At 48.3% G+C, this 22,171-nt stretch carries 23 protein-coding genes; 7 read left to right on the top strand and 16 right to left on the bottom strand.

Translation table 11 applies throughout. From position 1 onward, the window contains the following. Positions 1–221: 221 nt before the first annotated feature. A complete protein-coding gene (locus NSU14_RS14185; protein ID WP_340945652.1) occupies positions 222–728 on the bottom strand; it encodes an AAA family ATPase in 507 nt (168 codons plus the stop codon). Between the two features lie 409 nt (positions 729–1,137). Between NSU14_RS14185 and NSU14_RS14190 the strand changes: the two genes are divergently transcribed. After that, complete coding sequence (locus tag NSU14_RS14190; RefSeq protein ID WP_042137336.1) at positions 1,138–1,932, top strand: TrmB family transcriptional regulator; 795 nt, start codon at positions 1,138–1,140, stop codon at positions 1,930–1,932. Positions 1,933–1,974: 42 nt separating this feature from the next. Beyond that, on the top strand, positions 1,975–3,201 hold the full coding sequence (locus NSU14_RS14195; RefSeq protein WP_042137335.1) for an MFS transporter: 1,227 nt from the start codon (positions 1,975–1,977) through the stop codon (positions 3,199–3,201). Positions 3,202–3,310: 109 nt separating this feature from the next. Here the strand turns inward: NSU14_RS14195 and NSU14_RS14200 are convergent, their stop codons facing one another. Beyond that, entirely contained in the window at positions 3,311–4,420 is a 1,110-nt protein-coding gene (locus NSU14_RS14200; protein WP_076245874.1) for an NADH:flavin oxidoreductase, read from the bottom strand. 218 nt (positions 4,421–4,638) lie between these two features. Here NSU14_RS14200 and NSU14_RS14205 point away from each other — a divergent pair, with 218 nt between their 5' ends. Both NSU14_RS14205 and NSU14_RS14210 read left to right on the top strand, forming a co-directional pair. Then, on the top strand, positions 4,639–5,232 hold the full coding sequence (locus tag NSU14_RS14205) for a TetR/AcrR family transcriptional regulator (RefSeq protein WP_042137331.1): 594 nt from the start codon (positions 4,639–4,641) through the stop codon (positions 5,230–5,232). Between the two features lie 743 nt (positions 5,233–5,975). Continuing rightward, positions 5,976–6,710: a hypothetical protein gene (locus tag NSU14_RS14210; RefSeq protein WP_340945659.1), complete on the top strand. Its 735-nt coding sequence runs from the start codon at positions 5,976–5,978 to the stop codon at positions 6,708–6,710. Positions 6,711–6,800: 90 nt separating this feature from the next. Here the strand turns inward: NSU14_RS14210 and NSU14_RS14215 are convergent, their stop codons facing one another. The 3 genes from NSU14_RS14215 to NSU14_RS14225 all read right to left on the bottom strand — a co-directional run bounded on the left by NSU14_RS14215 (position 6,801) and on the right by NSU14_RS14225 (position 8,379). Beyond that, positions 6,801–7,292 (bottom strand): pyridoxamine 5'-phosphate oxidase family protein, encoded by a 492-nt coding sequence (locus NSU14_RS14215; RefSeq protein WP_042137328.1) that lies wholly within the window; start codon positions 7,290–7,292, stop codon positions 6,801–6,803. Positions 7,293–7,410: 118 nt separating this feature from the next. Next, entirely contained in the window at positions 7,411–7,875 is a 465-nt protein-coding gene (locus NSU14_RS14220) for a hypothetical protein (protein ID WP_042137326.1), read from the bottom strand. Between the two features lie 24 nt (positions 7,876–7,899). Continuing rightward, a complete protein-coding gene (locus NSU14_RS14225; protein WP_042137324.1) occupies positions 7,900–8,379 on the bottom strand; it encodes a GyrI-like domain-containing protein in 480 nt (159 codons plus the stop codon). A 100-nt stretch (positions 8,380–8,479) separates the two neighbouring features. Here NSU14_RS14225 and NSU14_RS14230 point away from each other — a divergent pair, with 100 nt between their 5' ends. Together NSU14_RS14230 and NSU14_RS14235 are read left to right on the top strand one after the other, a co-directional pair. Continuing rightward, positions 8,480–9,442 carry a helix-turn-helix transcriptional regulator gene (locus NSU14_RS14230; RefSeq protein WP_336100404.1) on the top strand — a complete coding sequence of 321 codons (963 nt, stop codon included), beginning with the start codon at positions 8,480–8,482 and terminating at the stop codon, positions 9,440–9,442. A gap of 149 nt (positions 9,443–9,591) precedes the next feature. Then, positions 9,592–10,770, top strand: coding sequence for a serine hydrolase domain-containing protein (locus NSU14_RS14235; protein WP_340945664.1), 1,179 nt, complete (start codon positions 9,592–9,594; stop codon positions 10,768–10,770). Positions 10,771–10,902: 132 nt separating this feature from the next. On the opposite strand, the gene NSU14_RS14240 is transcribed toward NSU14_RS14235, so the two are convergent. From NSU14_RS14240 to NSU14_RS14250, 3 genes are all read right to left on the bottom strand, one after another. Then, a complete protein-coding gene (locus tag NSU14_RS14240) occupies positions 10,903–11,814 on the bottom strand; it encodes a glycerophosphodiester phosphodiesterase family protein (protein ID WP_340945667.1) in 912 nt (303 codons plus the stop codon). Positions 11,815–11,911: 97 nt separating this feature from the next. Then, positions 11,912–12,274: an NUDIX domain-containing protein gene (locus NSU14_RS14245; protein WP_231575384.1), complete on the bottom strand. Its 363-nt coding sequence runs from the start codon at positions 12,272–12,274 to the stop codon at positions 11,912–11,914. 13 nt (positions 12,275–12,287) lie between these two features. After that, positions 12,288–12,866, bottom strand: a complete 579-nt coding sequence (locus NSU14_RS14250; RefSeq protein WP_076245864.1) for a TetR/AcrR family transcriptional regulator — start codon at positions 12,864–12,866, stop codon at positions 12,288–12,290. 163 nt (positions 12,867–13,029) lie between these two features. Between NSU14_RS14250 and NSU14_RS14255 the strand changes: the two genes are divergently transcribed. Beyond that, complete coding sequence (locus NSU14_RS14255; protein ID WP_340945671.1) at positions 13,030–13,938, top strand: ketopantoate reductase family protein; 909 nt, start codon at positions 13,030–13,032, stop codon at positions 13,936–13,938. Positions 13,939–14,004: 66 nt separating this feature from the next. Here NSU14_RS14255 and NSU14_RS14260 read toward each other — a convergent pair whose 3' ends face one another. The 8 genes from NSU14_RS14260 to NSU14_RS14295 all read right to left on the bottom strand — a co-directional run bounded on the left by NSU14_RS14260 (position 14,005) and on the right by NSU14_RS14295 (position 22,022). Next, on the bottom strand, positions 14,005–14,715 hold the full coding sequence (locus tag NSU14_RS14260) for a Crp/Fnr family transcriptional regulator (protein ID WP_340945674.1): 711 nt from the start codon (positions 14,713–14,715) through the stop codon (positions 14,005–14,007). Positions 14,716–14,755: 40 nt separating this feature from the next. Further along, positions 14,756–14,938, bottom strand: coding sequence for a rubredoxin (gene rd / locus NSU14_RS14265; RefSeq protein ID WP_039307922.1), 183 nt, complete (start codon positions 14,936–14,938; stop codon positions 14,756–14,758). 27 nt (positions 14,939–14,965) lie between these two features. Then, positions 14,966–16,180 carry an NAD(P)/FAD-dependent oxidoreductase gene (locus NSU14_RS14270; RefSeq protein WP_340945677.1) on the bottom strand — a complete coding sequence of 405 codons (1,215 nt, stop codon included), beginning with the start codon at positions 16,178–16,180 and terminating at the stop codon, positions 14,966–14,968. A 16-nt stretch (positions 16,181–16,196) separates the two neighbouring features. Next, on the bottom strand, positions 16,197–17,435 hold the full coding sequence (locus NSU14_RS14275) for an FprA family A-type flavoprotein (RefSeq protein WP_340945680.1): 1,239 nt from the start codon (positions 17,433–17,435) through the stop codon (positions 16,197–16,199). Between the two features lie 237 nt (positions 17,436–17,672). Beyond that, the gene (locus NSU14_RS14280; RefSeq protein ID WP_042137305.1) at positions 17,673–18,377 is read right to left on the bottom strand and encodes a class I SAM-dependent methyltransferase; all 705 of its coding nucleotides are present in this window, start codon (positions 18,375–18,377) and stop codon (positions 17,673–17,675) included. 47 nt (positions 18,378–18,424) lie between these two features. Then, on the bottom strand, positions 18,425–18,754 hold the full coding sequence (locus tag NSU14_RS14285; protein ID WP_042236460.1) for a low molecular weight protein tyrosine phosphatase family protein: 330 nt from the start codon (positions 18,752–18,754) through the stop codon (positions 18,425–18,427). Positions 18,755–18,786: 32 nt separating this feature from the next. Then, a complete protein-coding gene (locus NSU14_RS14290; protein WP_340945683.1) occupies positions 18,787–19,230 on the bottom strand; it encodes a hypothetical protein in 444 nt (147 codons plus the stop codon). Positions 19,231–19,766: 536 nt separating this feature from the next. Beyond that, on the bottom strand, positions 19,767–22,022 hold the full coding sequence (locus NSU14_RS14295) for an excinuclease ABC subunit UvrA (RefSeq protein WP_340945685.1): 2,256 nt from the start codon (positions 22,020–22,022) through the stop codon (positions 19,767–19,769). Positions 22,023–22,171 lie beyond the last annotated feature (149 nt).

A 22,171-nucleotide genomic window follows, 5' to 3' on the forward strand; every position in this document is an offset into this window, starting at 1 on the left:
ACAAGCATCATCCGGGAAGTTCAAATTACACTCTATTTTTTATAAGGACGGACTATATTCCTCATAGGATAGCACAATATGTTCGTGTGTTAGCGGGCTATGCTCTATGACCGCCTTGCGTTTGGCCTTCAAGACAATTTGTTCAATATCTGCGAAGCTGCATCCGTCAAGGCGCCCGCATACCTCTTCCGTCAACCCCGCTTCCCCTTCGAATCCATTGATCAATAGCTCGATATATTGACGCCTGCTGGATTCATCCGGCAGCGAATAATCATCTTCGTATCAAATCTTCTCCAGATCGCCCGGTCCAGTTCATTCTCCAGATTCGTTGCCGCTACAAAAATACTGCTGTCGCCAAAGTCATCCAGACATTGCAGCAGGGTATTTACCGCGCGTGCCATCTCTTTGACTTCATCATTGCTCTCGCGTGTTCTTGCAATCGCATCAAATTCATCCAGAAAGAGGACGCAGGGTGTTGCTTTGGCATATTCGAATATTTTGCGGATATTGCTGCCGGTCTCCCCCAAATGGCTATGAATAACCGCATCCAGCCGAACCAGAATAAGCGGAAGCTCCAGCATCTGAGCCATATAGAATGCGGTCAATGTTTTCCCGGTGCCTGGCGGACCATACATGACCACTTTATTGGGAATGGGTACGTTGTGTTCTTCGAATGTCGCCCGCATCCCAAGTATTGTAATGAACTCCTCAACAATCTTCCGGTTCATCGGGGGGCAGCACGAGATGCTTTACTTTTCTGGCACATTCTTTTGGTGTGTAATAAGTCCCCATATCTATACCCTTCGCTCTGGGAAGACGCTGATTGCTGCTGTTTTTATTCATTGTTGTCTGGAAGCTCCTTAAATGTATCATGAGTTTACATATCCGGTGCAGTTAATACTTTATAGTGACATCTATTTAATCGTAATAATTACTATTTAATCAATATACCTGCTCACTACCTGCGTTGTCAACCAGCGGCCCTCAGAGTTTCTAATCATCCCCAACGGAGCTTGAGGATGAATGGGGCTGGCAAAATTATGATGCGGCAGTCTTGACAGCTACTCAAGTCAGGAGTAGTATTTTGGAATACTTCTAACGTTCCTGGAAGATCATCGAATACTAAGGAGGCCCCCTATGATTGATGCTCTAAGGAAACTCGGCTTGTCCGATCTTGAAGCCCGCTGTTATCTGGCGCTGCACGGTCAGCCCCCTTCTTCAGGCTACGAAGTCTCTAAGCAAGTGTCAGTATCGCGCTCCAATGTCTATGCTGCGCTGCGCGGCCTTGTAGAGAAAGGTGTCTGTCGTGCTGAGGAAGGTGATCCGATTACCTTCGCTGCAATCCCAATCGGGCAAGTTGTGAAGCTGCTGCAATCGGAGTTCGAACGCACTGCCCGCTTACTGGAGAGTGAGCTGACTACCCTGCCGGATACGCCGCCCTTCTTCAGTAACTGGAAAGGAGATCAGCAGGTGGATCTGGCGATCCGCCGCCTCGCCGCCAATGCCAGAGAGGAGATTCTGGTCGATCTTTGGGCAGAGGATCTGCACTGGGTCGAGGAATCGCTGCTCTCAGCCGAGCACCGGGGTACCGCCGTTCATCTCATGGTCATCGGTGAAACGCCGACAGAGCTTGAACATGTCATCGTACATAGTGTGCCGCCGGGGGGACCGCACCGGACACGCAATTTCTCCATGCTGCTGGATAAGGAAACGGCGGTCATCGGCAGCTTCAGCCGGCACGCGCCGGTATCGGCGCTGGAGAGCAACCACCCGGCGGTGCTGAACGTACTGCAGACCTCGTACTTCCACGATGTTGTGATGATGCGGATCGAGAAAGATTTTGCCAGTGAGCTGGAGGACCGGTACGGGAAGGATTATGCACTGATCCGGCGGGAGCATCCCGAGATGCATGCGAAGAACTCCGGCATGTAATGAATTTAATGTATACCTGTGAATTAGAAAGGATGACATGTTTTGAATACAAAAGGCTCGTCCGTACTACATAACCGCTCGTTCCTGCACCTGTGGATCGCACGGATATTCTCGACCAGCGCTTTTCAGATGCTGTCTGTCGCCATTGGCTGGCAGATGTACGCGCTGACTGACAGCGCCTTCCAGCTGGGTCTTGTCGGCCTGGCGCAATTCCTGCCGATGCTCCTGCTGACACTGCCGGCCGGACAGACCGCTGACCGGTACGACCGCCGGACCATCGTCTACCTCTGCCAGCTGATGGAGAGCGTAGTTGTCCTGCTGCTCGTCCTCGGCAGTCTGCAAGGCTGGCTGGGCTCGCTTCATCTGCTGGTCGCCGCCGCCATTCTCGGCGCCTGCCGTACCTTCGAAGGCCCAGCCTCTGCTGCGCTTGTGCCGGACATCGTGGACCGGGAACAGCTGCCGAAGGCCGCAGCCTGGTCTGCCTCCGCAATGCAGACCGCGATGATCGTCGGCCCGTCACTTGGAGGAGTGCTTGTCGTTTGGGGTACTGCCGCTGCCTACATTGCCTCACTGGCAGCGCTGCTGATCTCGACCGTGCTCATCTTCTTCGTCAAGACCGTTCACTTCGTGAAGAAGCTGGACGCCGTCAATATGGACACGTTCCTCAGCGGCTTGAAGTTTGTCTTTGCCCGCAAAATCATTCTCGGCACTATCTCGCTTGATCTGTTCGCCGTGCTGCTTGGCGGTGCGACTGCTCTGCTGCCGATCTTCGCCGAGGATATCCTGAAGACCGGCTCACTCGGTCTGGGGCTGCTGCGCTCTGCGCCAGCGGTCGGGGCGATCCTTGTCTCGCTGATTCTAACCCGATATTCGGTGGAGAAAGCAATCGGCAAGACATTGTTCGCCTCCCTCGTTGTATTCGCCTTGGCGACGATTCTGTTCGGGGTGTCCCACAGCTTCTGGCTCTCGCTCTTCGCGCTGTTCCTCATCGGCGCCTCCGACGTCGTAAGCGTCGTAATCCGTTCCACGCTGGTTCAGGTCAACACACCGCAAGAGATGCAGGGCCGGGTCAACGCCGTCAACTCCCTGTTCATCGGCACCTCGAACCAGCTGGGCGAATTCGAGTCCGGTACGATGGCCGGTCTGGTCGGTGCCGTACCAGCGACAGTTATTGGCGGGCTTGGTACACTCGTCATCACCGTTGTCTGGATGTATTGGCTCTTCCCGGTCCTCCGGACGCAGAAGACCTATATGGCGGAGAAAGGGTAATAGAGAGCTGATATTGGAAATTATTCACCTGTAGATAATGGTCTAAATAAAATAAAGTTAAGGCTGCCCAAGGGCAGCCTTATTTGTGCGTTTATAGACACTCTATGCTTCAATACAGTTGGGCAGCCGCCTCAGGAGTAAAGGCTTGAATCTCCTCCACCCTGCCCTCGCGGATTTTCTTTGCCCATGCCGGATCACCCAGCAGCGCGCGTCCGACGGCTACCAGATCGAACTCCTGATTGTCCAGCCGCTTCAGCAGTTCATCCATCCCTTGATGATCCGCTTCCCCGCCTTCAGCGGGATCATTGTCCATGCCTACGGAACCAACAGCAATCGTTGTCTTCCCGGTGAGCTTCTTCACCCATCCGGCGAGACCCAGCTCCGAGCCCGCGAATTCCGGGTCCCAGAACCGGCGGGTCGAGATATGGAAAATATCCACGCCGGCCTGTACCAGCACATCCAGGAATTGCTTCAGCTGCTCGGGTGTATCTACCAGATTCGCCGTGTAATCAGTCATTTTCCACTGGGACAACCGGATGGAAATCGGATAATCCGGTCCGACTGCAGCGCGGACGGCCGCGACAACTTCGGCTGCGAATGTGGTGCGCTTCAGGAAATCGCCGCCATAGCGGTCCGTCCGCTGATTGGTTTGTTCCCAGAAGAATTGGTCAATCAACAAGCCGTGGCCGCCGGAAAGCTCTATCCCGTCGAAGCCAGCCTGCTGTGCATTCACTGCCGCATCGGCATAGGCTTGAATGACGCCGGAAATTTCTTCTTCTGTCATCGGCTCGCTTATCTTGTTCCCTTGCATATCGAGGCCTGATGGCCCGATCGATGGTGCATCCGGGTAAGGCTGGGAACCTGTGGAACGAATCATTCCCATATGTGACAATTGGGGAAAAATAATCCCGCCGGCCTCATGAACCTGTCTGACGACTTCACGCCAGCCGCTCAGAGCGGCTTCGCCAAACAGATTAGGAAGTCCCGGATCACTGCTCGCCGCCGGATGGTCAATCATACCAACGGTGATGATCAGCCCCACCCCATTCTCAGCGCGGCGGCGGTAATACGCTGCCATATCCTCCCCTGGAATACCCTCAGGTGCAAAAGCACGCGCCATCGGTGACATTACGATCCGGTTGGGTATATTTAATTGTTGAACCGTATAAGGTTCAAATAAGGTCTCCAGTGAATGAATTTGCTCCTGCTGTTTAGCCATGGTTAACGCCTCCTGTAGATTGTATGATTATTCTCAAAGCGGGGTATGAATGCAATAGTAACAAGCTCCAGTCCCCCTTTCAACCAACAATCTGCCCAAGTTGTTGCTTAAGCTAGAAGCCGGAAAAACTGTCGTATTGGCAGATCCTATTTGTTGTCTGCCAATAAGGTGATTATAATAAAGGGATTCTACTCTCTACTGAAAGGGGTGTTCCTTGGATGGCTGGCATACTCCCCCCCAATCCGAACGACCCGCGGGTGATTCGGACCCGTCAATTAATTCTGGATGCCTTCATCCGGCAATTGAATATCATGGACTTCAATTCGATAACCGTCGGCGATATTACCAAAGCAGCCACTATTAACCGGACCACCTTTTATGCACATTTCCAGGATAAATATGCGCTGTTCGAAGCCTTTTTGTTAGACGCCTTTACGAATATGGTCCTCCATAAAGTCGATGCAACTGGACCGTTGACCGAAAAGACGCTTCAGGAGCTTATCGTGGCCTTATGCAATTATCATGAAACCAGCCACCGCTGCTTCAAAAGATATGATTCCGTAGCGCTCCTGCTTGAGGAGAATATCAAGCTGCATCTTGAGAAGCTTATCCTGCAGCTTATTTGCGAATCAGACTCAGCTGCAGATTCGAAGCCGCTTGCCACTGCGGCCACCCTGCTAAGCTGGTCCTTATACGGCGTAACCTACCGCTGGAATGTGGAAGGAAGAGCGGAGTCTCCCTCCGAACTTGCGGAGCGGGTCATGCCGCTGATCACGGGCGGATTCCCCATGTTCAATCCGCAAGTTTCCTAATCAGACTGGCCCAGGTGTAAAATCAGCGGCAGCCTCGGACGTGAAAATCATGTCCTGGGCTGCCGCTGTTTATATTGAGCCGACGTTGTGGGGCAATATCGAGATACATAATCGCTGAATGGTGAAGGTTGTCGCGCACACGGTAGATAGATCACCTTGATTTACGTTAGGAGGGAGCGAGTGCTATCAAATCCTGCACAGAATACAACATTTTCTTGGATAAATCGGCTCAAAACCAAGATTGTTGTACAAAATACAACATATTTCCTTTTTCAAGCGACTTTGGTGGGATATTCTTGTATTTCATACAACAATCCTCCCGAACACCCGGCAATCCAGGAATCAAAGTTGTAAAACGTACAACATTTATGCTTACAATAATTCTTTACTTCTTTACTTCTTTACTTTTCCCTTCCTTCCTTCCCTAAGACTCCCCATTCACCGGTATAGAATCAGTTGTTGCGACTCCTATTATGACTACACTTACCACAATGGGGCATGGTGTCGGTTGGGGCTTGAGGTTAGATTCTCTATCGTACACACTAAAAGGACTTTCCTTCAGGGGAAAGTCTTTTTCTTTTTACATACCGGCTCTAAGGCGGAAAAACAGCCATCTTTTCTGGCAATTACAAGTAAGCGTAAATTGAAATGTTACTTTTTTTTAAAAAACAAAATACATTTTTTAAACTTATTGAATTATAAGAATGTATATACTTAAAAAAATGTAAATGGAGGATATATTTTTGAAAAAAATCATGATTGTCACAATGGTAGGAGCTATTTTGTTATCCGGATGTGGGGCAAATAATCAGTCTTCAAGTCCGGTAAAGATTGATGGAAATGCGTCAACACCAGCTACATCAATTCCCAATACACTACTATCCGAGACTTTAGATAAGAAAATTGCTATTTATGGTGTTCAAGAAAAATCACAAAAAGACATATTTTCGTCATTAGATGTTGTAATAAATGGAGAAACGAAAACATTCAATTGGATCAATGTAACGAACCCCTCCTTCTATCCTCAAATATCGGTCATTGATTTAGATGCAGATGGAGAAGATGAAATTGTCATTGTTCTGACAAAAGGCGCAGGGACTGGAGTACATGATTCGGAAGTGCATGTGCTTAAATCAGATTTTACAGAAATATCAGTTTCAGATCCAAGAGAATCCGTTCTAAGCAATCTTAAAGTTGATCTAAAAACAGATAAGGAAATTCGACAGTATACGGTTTCGGTTGATGGTCAGGAGCACTTATTTGAATTCAGTGAGAGCGATTCAAACGATTGGTTTGAGCAACCGACGGTTCAGAATATATTGAGATTTGGAATAAAGGATAATCAGCTTATTGCGGAGCTACCCATTCAGATTTCAACAGGTAATTATTTAGGGGATGCAATCATTAGATATGCATTTGTTAATGGGAAATTAGAGCCGTTTAAAATAGAGATTACAAAAGAAGGAAACTCATTATGAGCTTCCTTCTTTTAGTCTGAAGTATTAATAGCCTTCAACTTTAAAAAATGTGTGGTCGAGGTGGGGAATTGACGGATTCCGCTGATTCCGTTATTCCAATTCAACCGTCTTGTTCAGATCCGACTTCTCTGTGTCCCGATTGGTGATTCGTTTGAACATATAAGTCGCCATCTCGGCCAGATTACCGCTCTTCCAGTATTCAGCAGCTTCGGCATGAACCTGAATCAGGATCACGTTCGGGTCATCATAGGTGGTCTTCAGGAACGTGTTATAGCCTGCACTCCAGAATTCTTTTTTCTTCTCCAGATCCTCGACAATCCTGGCGGTTCCGCGGATGGAGACATAGGATTTGTCAGCATACACAACATTAACCCTCGGATCATGGAGGATCTCATCGAACTTGCTGGTGTCCTTCTTGGTCAGGAACCACAGGTCTCCGTCAAACTCGACTTCCTGTGTCTTCATGGGACGGGATACCAGGCCTTCGGGTGAGATCGTCGTGAACATCGCTGTATCAATCCCTTTGATAAGGTCTCTGACCGTCTCGACAGCTTCCTGATGACTTTTATCCAAAGTTGACATGCTTATCGCCTCGTTTCTTCCGGGTTATGGGAATAGGATATCCAAATGCGTACCTATTATTAACCCGATTAGGCGAAAACCTATCTTTAACGGTTCAGTCACAGCTTTATCAGCTGGTTCAGTATTCGCCTTTGATGACGAAGAACGAGCCCCGGATCGTTCCGGCCAGCTTAGACTTCTGCCTGGCGAATTTGAACTTTGTCTCCAGCTCCTTGGGAATCTCCATGCCCTCAGAGAGCTTGAATCCGACAGCCCGCTTCTTGGGATCATCCACGGTATACATCACGTTAAGCGCCAGTCCGTCCTCATAAAAGACGTAAGCAAACCGGATATTCTCTACCTGAAACCGCGAGGTCTCCAAAGGCTTGGCCGAAAATTCAAGATCACGTTCTTTTTTCAGAATTCCATTCACATAATCCAGGGTCTCCTGGCTTTCGCTGGCCGGGACAACCGTGAACTCATGCTTGTACTTATTCATGAAGTAACGCGCTTCATTCGCACGCAATCCTGCAAGTGCATCCACTACAGGTGACGACTCCAAGCCGGCCGTAGACACCTCTTTGAAATCAACGATATAAGACATTGCACTTCCTCCTCGGCTAACCCGTTATTTACTTACAACAGGAATCCACATTTCACCTACAACCTGTCCATCCTGCTGCCCCATCTCAACCGATGTATTGGGCCCGCCCACATAGGCGACATCCTTCGCTTCCGGCAGAGCTTGACCAAAAGCAACTCCGGCGAGCTTATTATTCAGTTCATCAGCCGTTGCCGCTTCCCCTCTAACCACCAGGTATTTACCCTTAGGAAACTGGATAACTCTGGCCTCTTCCGGCGCAGCTGCTTCGGTCATGACACCCGCATAATACATCATTTTGTTGTTCACCGCTTCACTCACGGCAAAAATATAGTCGTTCACGGCCATCGCCTTCAACTTATCGAGCCTTCCATCTTCACTGACGGCCTGCCAGAAGTCTGACTTTTCTTTGTTAATACCTGCATAGTCCGTGTAATCGCTCTTAAGCTCCGTGCCCAAGCCGATAACGATGAAGCTGTCTTTTTCCTCTAACGTGTAATTTGCCATGTCTGCAACCATCCTTTGTATTTGAAATTTGTCTTCTTGTCTTGATATGTATATGATAGTCTTAAATCATGTCATAAAATGAAACTGTTTAGGAGACGCGATGAAAAAAGTTGAACGGGTAAATGTGATCATGCGGTATATTAACAACCGGGCCCACTTTACTATTACTGAAATCATGCAGGAATTTAATATCTCCCGTTCGACTGCGATTCGGGATATCCGGGAAATCGAGGCGCTGGGGATGCCGCTTGTCGCTGAAGTTGGACGGGATGGCGGGTATTCTGTGATGCGCAATTCTGTCCTTCCCGTGGTCCGGTTTACAGATAATGAGCTCAAAGCCCTGTTCATTGCCTTCATGGCCACAAGAAACGGGCAGCTCCCTTATCTCAAGAGCCGTCAGTCTCTAACGGAAAAATTACTCGGACTCGTCTCGGAGAACCAGCAGGAGGACCTGTTTCTTCTGAATCAAATTCTGCTGTTTGAAGGGACCAACCCGAACAATCCTGACCTGCTTGATCTGTCTGATCTCCCCCACCCCATGCTGGAGAAGCTGATCCAGATCCTGCTGGTGGACCGCTATTTGCTGATTTCCAGCGAAGTAGCGAGGATCATCCAAGCTTATCCCGTTTATCTTTTGCGCCTCTATCGTGAGAAAAGCCAGTGGCTGATCGAGGCCTTCGACTTAAACGATGAAAGGAAGCGGATTATTCCTGTGGACCAAGTCACCGATGTTGTCCTAAATCCGGATAAAAAAAGATTAAGCAGGAAAAAGATCCTGGAAAAACTGAAGAGTCAGGAAGAAGAAGTCAACCTCGTTCTTGAACTCGGCCCCAAGGCGATTGCCCAATTCAAAAAATATCATCCATTGAAGGTATCGCTCTCCTATACGAATCCTTACCAGAGCACAGCCATTCTCAAGACGTATATCCATGCGGATATGCCCGACGAACTGGCGGAAATCATAAACTGGCTGCTTTTCCTGGGCGGGGATATCAGACTTAAGGAAGCGCCGGAGGAAATCTGGAAAGGGTTAAAAGAGAGACTGCGTTTATTATACCTATAATCAGTGTGCCACCAAATGTACCGGATATTCAGATTGAAATTCTGGCCTCTATACAACCTGTCCAAAAGAGTTTAAAATTTTCAAGGAGTGTAATGACAATATCTGATTTGGCTTCAGGGAACTTATCCGGAAAAGGAGACTTTAGAAACATGCTAGATTCAAACACAACCAGCCTATTGAAAAAAACATTGAGTGCAAGTATCGGTAACCAGGAAATTGCAGGTGCGAACCTGATGGTCATCAAGGACGGCCGCGAGGTGTTCTATCACGAAGACGGCTTAGCCGATGTCGAAGCGGGACGTCCTATCACCCGGGATTCGATCTTCCGTCTATACTCGATGACGAAACCGGTTACATCTGCCGCCATCATGCTGCTGCTTGAGCGCGGACAGATCGATTTGTTCGATCCGGTAAGCCGTTATATTCCAGGGTTCAAGAACCAGCTGGTCGAAAAGAACGGAGAACTGGTGCCTGTCAGCCGGGAGGTTGTCATTCATGATCTGCTGAATATGACCTCGGGACTGGTATACGGAGGAGGAACAGACAAAGCCGCTCTGCATACGGAGGCTTTGTTCCAGGAGCTGGACAGCCGCTTGCACGGCGATAACCGGATGAGCACCATGGAATTCGCCACCCGTCTGGGTGAAGGCCCGCTTTCGTTCGAGCCGGGTTCGTTCTGGCAGTACGGGACCTCAGCGGATGTTCTGGGAGCCATTGTGGAAGCGGTTAGCGGCATGCGGTACGGAGAATTTTTGCAGAAGGAAATATTCAGCCCGCTGCAAATGCAGGATACCGGCTTCTGGCTGCCTGAAGACAAAGGAAACCGCCTGGCCAGAGTCTACCAGGAGGACGGCGAAGGCGGCTTGAAGCTGTATGCGGAGAGCCATCTGGGCATCTACCATCATATGGACCGGGAACCGGCCTACGAGTCAGGCGGAGCGGGCCTGGTCTCAACGATTGACGATGCTGCCAAGTTCACCACCATGCTGATGAACCAGGGCAGCTTGAACGGCGTTCAGCTGCTCAAGCCTAGAACCGTTCAATATATGACTACAGCTGTTCTAAGCGATGGGCAGCAAAAAGGCTTCGATACCTGGCATTCCCTGCAGGGGTATAGCTATGGCAACCAGATGCGTATCCTGAAAGACACCGGAAAAGCCGGAGTGATCGGCGGCCAGGGTGAATACGGCTGGGACGGCTGGCTGGGAGCTTATTTCACCAACAGTCCGCAGGACGGCCTGACCTTCCTGTTCATGATCCAGAAAAAAGATGCCGGCACACTGCCGGTCACTCGCAAGCTGCGTAATATTGTGTTTAGTTCGTTGTAAGAAACCTGCTCTTCTTGTCCAATATACACACAGGGTCCAACTCTTGCTCCGTTAAGAACAAGAATTGGACCCTGTGCTATGAAATGAGAAAATCCGCATTTTCACTACGCTCTCTCCACACGCTCTGCTAAGTTACCAGTTCGCGTTCTTCCTGTTCGTCTCAATGACTTCATGGAAACGGTCAGGAAAATTGGTATAGACTCCATCTACACCCCAAGAATAAGCTTTATCCATATTGAGCTGATAATTAATGGTATAGGGCATGACCTTAAGTCCCGCCCGCTTTATCTGCGCCACATAAGACGCGCTGGTCCCCTGGAAATTCGGGCTGATGCCGACAGCATAGGACTTCACATCTGCCAGATAAGCTTCAGTAAGTCTTACCGAGGTATAATCATTCCATACGAGCTGGTACAACGGAATATCCGGGTTGATGGAATGGAACTTCCGCAGACTGGCTGCGCTGAATGAATGGATAGCCACTACTTTTTCCAGATCATATTTCTTAATGTATTCATTCAAGAGGACTTCAATATTAATCTTCGGCGTTGATTCCTTGATTTCAAGAACATAGCTGATCTCTTTGCCAAAGGTTTCGAATACCTCATCGAGGGTGGGGATGGTGGTCCCTGCATATATTTCTCTGGCAAACATCGGATACGCCTTATTGAACCACGATCCGGCATCCAGCTGTTTGATCTGCTCCAGCGTCATGTTCCTTACATACCCTTTGCTATTGGTCGTGCGGTTGACTGTATCATCATGGATGACAACAGGAATCTGATCCTTGGTCAGGTGGATATCCAGCTCAATCGAGTCGGAATCCATTTCATGCGCCAGCTCGAAGGCCGGCATCGTGTTCTCCGGAGCATATCCGGACGCACCACGGTGGGCGATCGTATATACTTTTTCCGCCGGATCGATGATTTCTTTCACTTTAACCCGGATGGCCGGGAAGGAAGCGTACAGTGTTGTAAATAAGAGGATAAATATTAGTACATGCATTCCGATAAAATAAGCTTTATGGCTGACAATCTTCTTCATTCCGTCGTCCTCATTTTCCTGTAACCTTAACTTTTGCAAATATTATTATATTAACAGTTAGGGTCATTGAAATCCACATTTTTAATTACAGCGCAATCTAACAGCATAATTCTAAACCGTCTCCCTGCCCGCCGGCGAGTTCAGCTTCATGTACCGGAATCCAGAAATATTCAAAGGTTAGACCCGAATCTTCTCCGGATGCTTCTATAGTATGTTCCCACCGGGCCGGGCGCTCTTGAATTAACTCTAACTGATACACATGTCTTTCATGATGTTGTTGTTTATACGCCGCGTAGTACAGATACGTCTTCAAATGCTTGACTAGCCGCAGCTCATCCTTCGTTATTCCTGATTCCTCCAGTATCTCCCGGAATAATGCCGTTACTACACTCTCGCCCGATTCTACAGTCCCGGCAGGAACCTGCACACCAGCTTCCGGGTAGTCCCTGTGCCTGAACACGAGCAGCTTATTGTTATATATAATGTAGGCCCAGACCGTTCATCACATAGGGGCGTACCAGATCAACAAGCAGATCCGTCCGTTCCTTCTCCCCGGCTTTGAACCATTGATACGCTGCGCTATAGATCGCTGACCCTGTCATGGCCGCCAGGATTGTTGTCTGATTGGGGTCTGCTGTATGGGGATGATCTCCTTTTACAAAAATGCGCTCAATAATCTGCTGCAGCAGCTGCTTGATCTTCTCGTCCACCAGCGTAGCAATCGATTTGGAATCCATCCGGCAGATCTCAAAAAAATCCAAAATGTACCGGTAAGTCATAAGGATCAGCTCGTTACATATTTCATCTGTGAACTCCAGCGCATGCTCCACGGGTCCGGGAATCATCTTGCGGAAAGCCTGTTCGATGATTTCATCCAGCAACGCATATTTATCCTCGTAATGAGTGTAAAATGTGGCGCGGTTAATGGTAGCTCTCTCTGCGATATCTTTGATGGTGATTGTATCGAAGCTTCTCAGCCGCAGCAACTCACGGAAGGCTTCTCTGATCAGCTGCCCTGTGCGCACAACCCTTGGATCTATCTGGTTAACCATCGCTAACTTCCCCTCTTAGACATCAAATCTTAATCTATGTTGTTTAACCGACTTATCCCCGAGTCTGCCGATTGAATTCAACAGGATGCCGGACTATCATCAATCGTATCAGACATGTGTTGTTTAAACAATGTGTGTTACCTAATTGAAAGGACAGATGAACTTGAATATACAATCAGACAGAATATTAATCGTTGGCGCTGGAGTGATTGGCAGTGTGTACGCACTCCGGTTCGCACGGTCAGGACTTGACGTTACCTTACTGGCCCGGGGCAAGCGGCTGAATGCCCTCCAGAAGAAGGGTCTGCAATACAATGAGAAAGGCACGATACAGCAAATTCAGGTGAAGGTAATTGCGGAGCTCGATAACGATGACATCTATGATTTCATCTTTGTTCCGGTCCGGTATGATCAGGCGGAGTCTGCTCTTGAGGCGATTAAGAATAACAGAAGCCAAACCATTATTACGTTGACCAACACGGTAGGTTATGAATCCTGGCTTGAAATCGTAGGCGAGCGGCTGCTCCCAGGCTTCCCTGGTGCTGGCGGAGACCTCAAAGACGGTGTGCTCTACGCCCAGTTTGGAACGGAGCCTGGGCAAGGGACTATATTTGGTGAAATCAATGGACAGACGACCGAAAGAGTGAATCGTCTTGCCGGACTACTTGATCAGGCAGGTCTAACTAATATAATCGAACCGGATATAAAGGCCTTCCATATCTCACACGCTGCCCTGGCAGCAGTCAACAAGCACTTTTATACGGAGGATGGTACGGGTATGGTGGATTTGGAGACTGCAAGAAGCGACAGTACATTGAGCAAGCTTGCTGCTGATATTAAACGCAATATTAGGCAAGTTGAGCAGTCCGGAATACAGGTCATCCCGCCGGAAACGAAACAGATGGCTGAATTGCCGGAAGAGGACATTATCGCCCGGTACCGCCAGATGCTGAGCAATGACTTCATCATTGATGTTAAGCTGGGGAATCATGCTGTCAGCAGAAGAGCAGAGATTATGCTGCTGGACATAGCGTTTGGGGATGGACAATTGTTGCAGCAGACTACATCCTAACTATTTCATGCTTAAAAAGCGGCATCTCCCCATTATCTACTGGTGGAAATGCCGCTTTTATAATATTCAATTTCCCATATACTTCTCCACACCGGCCGGATCCATGAGCACCATCTGCTTGTTACCAATCAGCTTGATCAGGCCCGAATCCTCAAACCTGGAGAACTTCCTGCTAATGGTCTCGCGGGTCACCCCGACATAACTAGCCAGCTCTTCACGGGACAGCGGAAGATCAATATGAATACGGCTTCCATGCCGCTTGCCGTATTTGTCACTGAGTTCCATGATCATGCAGGCAATCCGGATCTCCGGATCTTTGGTCGCCAGGCTCTGCGCCAGATTCTCCGTATGGGCGAGTCTTTTGGTTACACTTTTCAGCAGCCGTAGAGAGATCTCCGGATTATCCGTCATTAAATGCTCCATATCATTCCGGGTCAGCATACAAATATTAGTGTCTTTCAGGGCATATGCGTTAAAATTACTAAGCTCATCACTGTTAAAAATACTGAGCTCTCCGAAGAAATCCCCATTCGTCAGAATGTGCAGGATTTGTTCCTTGCCTTCAGGAGTTATTTTGGATAGCTTCACATGCCCCTGTTGAATAATGTACAGCGTATCTGACGGCGCCCCTTCAAGAATTAACGGCTGACCTTTGGTAAACTTGCGGTGCTTAATCATGGCGCTAATTCTGGTGAGGTCATCGTCCGTCAATGCAGCAAAAATCGGTACCTTGCGTGTACAAGGTTCTGCGGCGTGCTGGCAGGAGTGCTCTTTCATACCGTTCCCCCTGAAATGTAGTATTTAGAAGCTTCTTACTCTAATGAGTAACAGATTTCTTATCTTCAACTGCTACGAAGTGACTTGTATCCTCTCCGCAGACCGGACATACCCAGTCTTCAGGCAAATCTTCAAACGCGGTGCCGGCGGCTACATCCTCATCAGGATCGCCTATTGCCGGGTCATAGATATAGCCGCAGGGTGTACAGATGTATTTCTTCATTCTTCTCAGCTCCTAATAGTTTGTTTTTTAGTTCAATCGGGATTGTACTTCAGCCATAATGGCTTCTATGTTATTGCCGGCAAGATGAATTCCGGTCAGGCTGATCCCCTGTTCTACAGCCGACTTATACGTCAGGGAGGCAGCGGCTCCTTGCCAGGATAACGCACCGGTGATTGTATTATCTTTCACATAGATCCGCGTATAGGCGCCATTCTCTTCTCCGCTGACCGCCACATCGCATTGCCGTTCATCTGTGTTGCCAATGGAGAACAGAGAGATCCCAAAAGCATTAAACAAAGTAACCGGAACCGCTCTGCGGTAAACGGTCAGACTGTCAGCCATGTTGCTGCCGGCAATCCTTCCCTGTTCTATTGCGCCGCCCCATAGTCCTTCAACATGCCCGTTAATTTCAGCAACATCACCGGCAGCAAAGATGTTCGGATCACTGGTTTGCAATTGTTCGTTTACAATAATGCCGTTCCGGACTTGAATAGCCGAGCCGCTTACAAGCGCAGTGTTCGGGACAATTCCGATAGAGTATACAACATGGTCACACGGGAGATTAGAACCATCGTCCAGCGTAATTCCGGTAACATAGTCTGTACCCGTAATAGAGGTTATCCCTGCTTGCAGAATCACCTTCACTCCGGATTGTTCCAGAGTCTCCTTAAGAAGGCTGGAGGAGTGCCCGTCCAGCTGTCTGCCCATCAGGGACGGGGCTGCTTCGATCACGGTTACCTCGTAACCTGCTTCGAACAAGGCCCAAGCCGTCTCGATGCCCTGGACACCTCCGCCAATTACGGCTACGCGGCTTCCATCCTTCAGACTATCTTTTAACCGGTCCGCATCGTTCATGTCTCTGATAGTATGGACATTGTGAAGTCCGGCACCTTCGATAGAGAGTGCGCGGTTCCTCGCGCCCATACACAACAGCAGCTTATGATACTCCACCCGCTGGCCGTCTTCTGTCTCTACCATCCGGCGATCCGGCTGGATCGAGGTGATCCGAGTTGAGGTCTTGACGTTTATACGGTTATCCCGGTACCACTTCTCTTTCTTGATCAGCACCTTCTCGCTGTGCAGGTCGGTGAACAGGCCTTTGGTCAGCTTAATCCGGTTATACGGTAGCCCGCTTTCCTCACCTAGAATCGATATTTCTGCTTCCGCGTCCTGATCGCGGATTGCTTTGGCTGCATGGACGGCGGATACGCCGCCTCCAACGATTACATAATGCTTCGTCATGAGTTGTTCCTCCTCCCTAAATTGAGCTCAACAGCAGATCCGATACAAATTCAGCCGCATTTTTAATTTTCTGGACCTTCTCTGGCTCTTTAGGGGAGAATCTTACTCTTACCGGGAACTCAACATGTGTCATGCCGGTGGTTTTGATGACCTCCGAAGTGCTTTGCACGGCCATATTCGTTCCGTTCAGATAGTCCTGAATGACCTCGATGGCTTCTCCACTCCAGCCGTACGAGCCAAAAGATGCCGCAAGCTTGCCTTCCAGATTCATATGCTGCAGCTCCTTCAGCACATCCTCCAAGTTCCCGATCATGTCCGCATATTTAGTAGAGCTGCCGATAAAGACCGCGTCTGCAGAAGCAATGCTGTTCAGAATATCCCCAGTGCTGCTTTTATCCGCATCCCAGACTTCTGTTCCAATATTATTCTCCTGCAGGCAATCCTGAATGATTTTGGCCATTTTCTTCGTGCTGTTCTTGATGGTGGTATATACGATGACTGCTTTTTTACCTTGAGTCGTTTCGCGGCTCATCGTGGCGTACAGATCAATGAATTTAGGGATATCCTCCCGGATCAGGAATCCATGGGATGGGGCAATCATGCGGATATCCAGATCCTTGACCGCTTCCAGCAGTGTTCTTACATATCTTCTGTGCGGATGAATAATGGCGGCATAATAGCCCTTGTAATCTTCGGTGATATCAAATCCCGCTTCATCACTGAACAGATTCTCCACAGCTACATGTGTACTGAAGATATCGCAGGGGAACAGGATCTGATCCTCGATACAATACGTGATCATCGTCTCGGCAGTATGAAGGTACGGCGTTTCTTTGAACAGCAGAGTTTTCCCGCCGATATCCAGCGTATCGCCATCTTTAACGACCAGGAAGTTCCAGCTGTGCAGCTTATACATTTCCTGCAGTTCCGGCACAGCGATTTCCGTGCACACGATCGTGGCATTTAGCGCCTGGGATGCAAGGGCTGCCAGGCCGCCGGAATGGTCGGGCTCCGTATGGTTAATTACGATGTAATGAATATCCATGAGGTCAATCATACCGGCGAGACACTCGGCATATTCACGGCCGAACTCCATATCTACCGTATCAATCACGGTCGGCTTGCCCGTTTTTAACAGATAGGAATTATAGGTTGTTCCTTTAGCCAGAATCAGGCGGTGGAACGGAACCTGACGGTTATCTATTTTGCCTACCCAGTAAGTATCCCCGGCGATTTGTTTGAATTGTGTACTCATTTTGTTAACCTCCAATGTTTGATTGATAATCCTTATCAGCAACCTCATTCTATTACGGCTGCCGTACAAAAAGGAGGATTCAAATCAAATTCCGGAAGTTTATGAAACAACTCAACCGTATACTTTTAATGTAGACGATTGAACAGAAGGGGTGGTGCGTATGGTCACAGTTGGACAGAAATAATGAAATTTCTCTTGCAAGTCAGCGTTCAAAATAAAAAGCCAATCCCCATGAGATCAGCTCTTCTTAGCCACAAACGTTATACAATCCGAAGTCAGCCTGACAGGTTCACCCTTTCTGCTGATTTCATATTCCAGCGGTTTTACGAAGCGTTGCTCAACTTCCCAGCCGGCATACTGCTGATCCAGCAGCTCGAACATTCTTGCCGTAGTTAGATTCACTTCAAACATGGGATCGAGTTCTTCCGCTTGTGCGAGGTTAACTTCATGAATGTTCGACGCGATAATAATACAATTCGCTCCATTTTGTTTCGTACCGGCATTCATTTCCTGCAGTTTCCGCTCCAGTGCCTGCTCTGAACTGATATGCTCTAAAGAAGATACGGCTACGATAATATCATACTCATCTGGTTCAATGGTGAACTGTTCAATATCGGATAACCTTGCCACTATGTATTGCTCAACTCCAAATTCCTTGCTGTAATGATATAGTTTATCTATAGCCGATTCCAGCAGGTCAACGCATACCACTTTACCATTTCTGTGCTTCAAAGATTCAGCGATAGGAATGCTGTTCCGGCCGATCCCCGATCCCAAATCCAGCACACTTAAGTATTCCCGCTCCTTATATTCCTCTAAAAGGCTGATCACCGTCTTAACAGGCCTGTGAAGCCAGGACCCTGGCTTGAATAAGTCGTATGTATCGTAACAGTCATCATGATATTTCTTCTCTTCGGATCTGATGTTGGCTATTCTGTCCATTGGTTCACCTTACGCTTTCAACGATTCCACTTCATTCTGTATTTGCTTTATTCAGGAACTTCAATATATTCGGATACTCTGGATTTCAGGATTTCTATTAGTTCTTCATCCATAAATCTATAGTCGTCCGGGATATCAAGACAGATTACCTGTTTGTTCCTTAGGGAGTCTGCAAATTTGTCCCTTAGCCTTCTTGTATGCTTCTTCTCCATTACGAATATCAGATCCGACCATCCGATATGTCCTTCGGTCACCTGTATTCTTGCTCCTTCTTCCGTGCCTGCCGACCTTGCTTCGTAACCGTTATATCCGTCAAAAATCTTCTCAGCAGTCAAACTGCGCCACTTATTCCGGCTGCAGATAAAGAGTAGTTTAATGTTGTATCGCCTCTATATTTACTTTGGGATTTCTAGTAATGCGCTCTTATTAATTTGTAATTTATATTTTCTATGAATTGTTCAATCCTAATCACTTCATCTTCTTCGGGATTCATGATCTCAATAACATATTTTGCAAAACCCATTGGCCAAATATAATACAATTCATTTAATGATAAGGCCGAGGCGCAGCAAGGTGAAGGTGAAATTATTGATAAATCATTAAACTGGTTGGAGCTTTTTGTATCCATTTGCTCAACCCACCAATCGGGTTCTAAATACGTCATACAATGATTGCATCTAATCCCTTCAAAATTCGATCCACTATCTATAAATGTTACTTCATTATATAGCTGTTCACTTATTTCTTTGTTAACGGTCATTAATCTCATTTGATTTTTAATTGCATTTCTCTCTTTTTCGCCGGGGATGGTTTTCTCATGCTTTGGTATGATTTTTACAATGTAATTAGACATTATCACTCCTCCTATTCCCTGCTTGAACTGCAGGCTGGCCGTAACGAGCATGCACGTAAGCTTTAACTGTATTATGTACAACTAAAGCGATCGATTGTTGCGTTGAGAGTGTTTTAATTGTATTTTCTACAATTAGAATCATCATATTTCGTAAGAGAAGACTTTCCGCTATTTTTAGTTGTACAGAATACAATTAAACCGTCAAATCAGGTTTATCTCCATGATTTAACTGTACGAAGTACAGTTATTTGCTATGGACTCCACATTAGTTACTTACTCTCAATAGATTTGAAGGCGTAGGCTTCTAAAGAGCAGGACATTTTTAAGTTCGATTTATTTAGTGAAATAGAATTATACTTCATGTGTTAACGTCTAACATAACCACATTTCCAAGAAAAGGTGATTGCATCAACTCTATGGTATCTTTCTATTTATCTACGGTCAATCTCATTTCTGGCTCTGAAGATGGGGTTATCTATAATAATTTATAGCATTATAAAGAAAAACCCGCATATAATGCGGGTTCCAGACGATAACTACGCCAAATATCTTCCCGTAATCGAATGCTCCACAGGAACAATCTGCGAAGGTGTGCCCTCGAATATGACCTCGCCGCCTTTACTGCCTCCGTCCGGTCCCATGTCGATGATCCAGTCTGCCTGGCTGATCACATCGAGATTATGCTCGATGACGATCACCGTATTGCCGGCATCCACCAGCCGGTTCATGATCTCCATGAGGTGGCCGATGTCGGACATATGCAGGCCGGTCGTCGGCTCATCCATCACATAGATGCTGCCTTTCTTATGCAGCTCGCTGGCCAGCTTAATGCGCTGGCATTCTCCGCCCGAGAGCGTGCTGAGCGGCTGGCCGAGTGTAATATAGTTTAGCCCCACATCACTCATAGCCTGAATCTTGCGCACCACCTCTTTGAGCTGGAAGAACTCAAGAGCCTGTTCAACAGTCATCTCCAGCACCTCGGCAATGGATTTGCCGTTCAGCTTGTAGGCAAGCACTTCCTCCTTGAACCGTCTGCCTCCGCACACTTCGCAGGGCAGCTTCACGCTGTCGAGGAAACCAAGGTCTGTGTACACGACACCAAGTCCCTGGCAATTCTCGCAGGCGCCCTTGGAGTTGAAGCTGAACAGCCCTTGATTTACCTTATTGGCTGCGGCAAAAGCCTTGCGGACATCATCCATAATCCCCGTGTAGGTAGCGGGATTGGAGCGTGTTGAGACGCCAATCGCCGATTGGTCAATAACGATCGTATCCGGATGCTGACTGAGGAAGACATCATTAATCAGCGTACTTTTGCCCGAGCCTGCGACACCTGTTACCACTGTAAGTACTCCTGTAGGAATATCCACACTTACATTCTGCAAGTTGTGCAGAGAGGCATTCTGGATGGACAGCCTGCCGGAAGACGCCCTGCAATCCTGCTTCAGCTGAAGCGGACGTTTCATATGAGTGCCTGTCAGCGTTCCTGATTCCAGCAACCCCTGGAAGCTGCCTTCATAGACAATATTACCGCCGCGGCTGCCGGCGTGAGGCCCGACATCGACAATATGATCCGCCAGCTTGATAACATCGGGATCATGTTCAACGACAATGACGGTATTCCCTTTGTCGCGAAGCTTCTCCAGCAGCTCATTTAACCGGTGGACATCCCGCGGGTGCAGACCGACGCTGGGCTCATCGAAGATGTAGGTGACATCCACCAGGCTGCCGCTTAGATGCTTCACCATCTTGACGCGCTGTGATTCTCCGCCGGATAGCGTATCGGTCTCACGGTCCAGCGTCAGGTAGTCCAGCCCGATATCGACCAGATGCTGCAGCCGCTCCGCCAGCGACTTGACGACCGGAGCTGCGGCAGGTTCCTCTATCTCCCGGATGGTGCGGATAAGCTGCCCGACTTCCATAGCGGACAGCTCCGCAATGTTCCTTCCATTGATCCGGCAGCTGAGCGCAGCCTGGCTAAGTCTTGCTCCATGGCAGCTGGAGCAGGTGCCTTCGGAGATGAACGGGGCGACCATTTTTTGCGTACGCTCAGATTTGGTCTTCACATCCTGTTTGATATACTTGCCCGTGAACTTCTCAATAACACCTTCTACCGTAATGTTAGTTGCCTTCCCGGCAAAATCCATCTTCACTTTCCTGGCCTTGCCGTGCAGCAGCTGTTCCAGCTCCGCATCTGAATATTCGCTTAGCTTCTTGTCCAGATCGAAGTCACCCGCCTGCACGATCATGTTCCAATCCCAGCCGCCGACTGCATAATCCGGCAGCATGAGGGCTCCATCATTCAACGACTTGGACATGTCCACGGCCCGGCTCATATCGACCCCCAGCTTGCGGCCGATCCCGTTACATTCGGGACACATCCCTTGCGGATCGTTGAACGAGAACATGTTCACTCCGCCTACATGGGGCTGTCCCACCCTGGAGTACAGCAGACGGAGAATAGGCGAGATGTCGGTTATCGTACCCATCGTGGAATGAGAACCGCCGCCCAGCCGCTTCTGATCTACGATAACAGCCATGCTCAGGTTCTCGATCCCGTCTGTATCCGGCTGCGGATAACGCGGAAGGAAGGTTCGCACGAACATGCTGAAGTTCTCGTTCAGCAGCCGCGTGGATTCAGCAGCAATCGTATCGAAGACGATGGATGACTTGCCGGAGCCGGATACTCCGGTGAAGATGGTAATTTTTCGTTTCGGGATACGCAAGGATACGTTCTTAAGATTGTTCTCCCTTGCACCGGATATCACGATATACTCCTGATTCATTTCGTTCATGCTTAGCATCCCTCCAGGTGGTATAGATTTCTTTTGTTTCTATTATCCTTAGCATTATCCTTAGCTTTTGTTTACGGCATTGCCTCATGATTTTGAAAAGATATATTATAGTTATATCGTTGCTGTAGCTAATACACTTAAGGAGAGAG

The organism is Paenibacillus sp. FSL R10-2771 (assembly GCF_038000205.1).
Taxonomy (GTDB): Bacteria; Bacillota; Bacilli; order Paenibacillales; family Paenibacillaceae; genus Paenibacillus_AQ; species Paenibacillus_AQ phytohabitans.

Coding starts and splice junctions, on each gene's coding strand:
- NSU14_RS14235 (WP_340945664.1), top strand. CDS start 9,592: ATGCTAGATTCAAACACAACCAGCCTATTGAAAAAAACATTGAGTGCA.
- NSU14_RS14185 (WP_340945652.1), bottom strand. CDS start 728: ATGAACCGGAAGATTGTTGAGGAGTTCATTACAATACTTGGGATGCGG.
- NSU14_RS14190 (WP_042137336.1), top strand. CDS start 1,138: ATGATTGATGCTCTAAGGAAACTCGGCTTGTCCGATCTTGAAGCCCGC.
- NSU14_RS14215 (WP_042137328.1), bottom strand. CDS start 7,292: ATGTCAACTTTGGATAAAAGTCATCAGGAAGCTGTCGAGACGGTCAGA.
- NSU14_RS14250 (WP_076245864.1), bottom strand. CDS start 12,866: ATGGTTAACCAGATAGATCCAAGGGTTGTGCGCACAGGGCAGCTGATC.
- NSU14_RS14200 (WP_076245874.1), bottom strand. CDS start 4,420: ATGGCTAAACAGCAGGAGCAAATTCATTCACTGGAGACCTTATTTGAA.
- NSU14_RS14270 (WP_340945677.1), bottom strand. CDS start 16,180: ATGACGAAGCATTATGTAATCGTTGGAGGCGGCGTATCCGCCGTCCAT.
- NSU14_RS14275 (WP_340945680.1), bottom strand. CDS start 17,435: ATGAGTACACAATTCAAACAAATCGCCGGGGATACTTACTGGGTAGGC.
- rd (WP_039307922.1), bottom strand. CDS start 14,938: ATGAAGAAATACATCTGTACACCCTGCGGCTATATCTATGACCCGGCA.
- NSU14_RS14280 (WP_042137305.1), bottom strand. CDS start 18,377: ATGGACAGAATAGCCAACATCAGATCCGAAGAGAAGAAATATCATGAT.
- NSU14_RS14295 (WP_340945685.1), bottom strand. CDS start 22,022: ATGAACGAAATGAATCAGGAGTATATCGTGATATCCGGTGCAAGGGAG.
- NSU14_RS14240 (WP_340945667.1), bottom strand. CDS start 11,814: ATGAAGAAGATTGTCAGCCATAAAGCTTATTTTATCGGAATGCATGTA.
- NSU14_RS14290 (WP_340945683.1), bottom strand. CDS start 19,230: ATGTCTAATTACATTGTAAAAATCATACCAAAGCATGAGAAAACCATC.
- NSU14_RS14260 (WP_340945674.1), bottom strand. CDS start 14,715: ATGAAAGAGCACTCCTGCCAGCACGCCGCAGAACCTTGTACACGCAAG.
- NSU14_RS14205 (WP_042137331.1), top strand. CDS start 4,639: ATGGCTGGCATACTCCCCCCCAATCCGAACGACCCGCGGGTGATTCGG.
- NSU14_RS14220 (WP_042137326.1), bottom strand. CDS start 7,875: ATGTCTTATATCGTTGATTTCAAAGAGGTGTCTACGGCCGGCTTGGAG.
- NSU14_RS14225 (WP_042137324.1), bottom strand. CDS start 8,379: ATGGCAAATTACACGTTAGAGGAAAAAGACAGCTTCATCGTTATCGGC.
- NSU14_RS14230 (WP_336100404.1), top strand. CDS start 8,480: ATGAAAAAAGTTGAACGGGTAAATGTGATCATGCGGTATATTAACAAC.